This is a genomic window from Xanthobacter autotrophicus, assembly GCF_030015065.1.
Classification (GTDB): Bacteria; Pseudomonadota; Alphaproteobacteria; order Rhizobiales; family Xanthobacteraceae; genus Xanthobacter; species Xanthobacter autotrophicus_D.
Map to the genome: position 1 here is coordinate 1 of NZ_JAIVFN010000274.1, position 917 is coordinate 917.

At 51.9% G+C, this 917-nt stretch carries 1 protein-coding gene; it reads left to right on the forward strand.

Going from position 1 to position 917, the window contains the following annotated elements:
• A partial coding sequence (locus K9U40_RS23060) for a hypothetical protein (protein WP_282892411.1) occupies positions 1 to 575 on the forward strand: 575 nt, incomplete at its 5' end.
• Positions 576 to 917 lie beyond the last annotated feature (342 nt).

Below are 917 nucleotides of genomic sequence, written 5' to 3' on the forward strand. Positions count from 1 at the left end.
TTATCAGCCTGCTTGAAGCAATTCTTGATCCATCTGCTTCTATTTCATTCGCTTTGGGTGTCGAAGGAAATCAAGTTGCAGCGGGGAATTTTCATACACCCAAGCATATAGAAGAAATGAATGAAACGCTCGCGTTCGCTCACTACGCAAGGCGGGCGAGAAATGTGCTCAGATATCTTCGCAAGAGTGCGCCTATCCACATTTTCGAGAGTATTTCCACTGATGATCATCGGGCTTTGGCGCGAGTCAGCGATATCGTTGAGGGAAAGCTCTCCTACCAACGCTCAGAGATCACCGGTTCACCGACGATGAGGGTTGCGTGTACAGACGGGGGCGAATCACTGATGGAAATCGTGCGCAAAGGCGAGTTTTCGGTCCTGCAGCAGAAAGAACCCGCATCAATGGTCACCATCTATGGGAAACCATACGAAGTTCCCCCGACCACAAGCTACTACGCACCAGTGAGACTGCATATCCTGAGCAAGAAGAAGAAAAAAGATGTCGTTGACTTTCGCCTGCGAATCGAGATGGCGGACAACTTCACAAGTCAAACTTTGTTCGACGTACAGCAGTGATCAGTGAAGGCGCGTGCAACATCCTCGCCTCGACAGGCTAAAAAGGGTGCAGGTCGAATCAGCCAGAGAGAGTTTTCGCCCTCACCAGTCCACTCTTGGGCGAAACCATCACCCGGCCAATTGTTGTGATGTAGGTGACAACTGCTGTTCCCTGAACGCCTGGCGGCGGAAGGCTCGCTTCCACGAGTTCCGCCGCCACAAGCACGCGAATCTTGTCGATTGATTGCTCATCGTGAAAAGTCTGCGGCAAGGGCAGACTGGCCAGTTGCTTCAGAAAATCCCGGGGCATTCATCTCCGCGCAAAACGTTCTTCACCACCAAGAAAAAGGCCCAGCGCAAGGG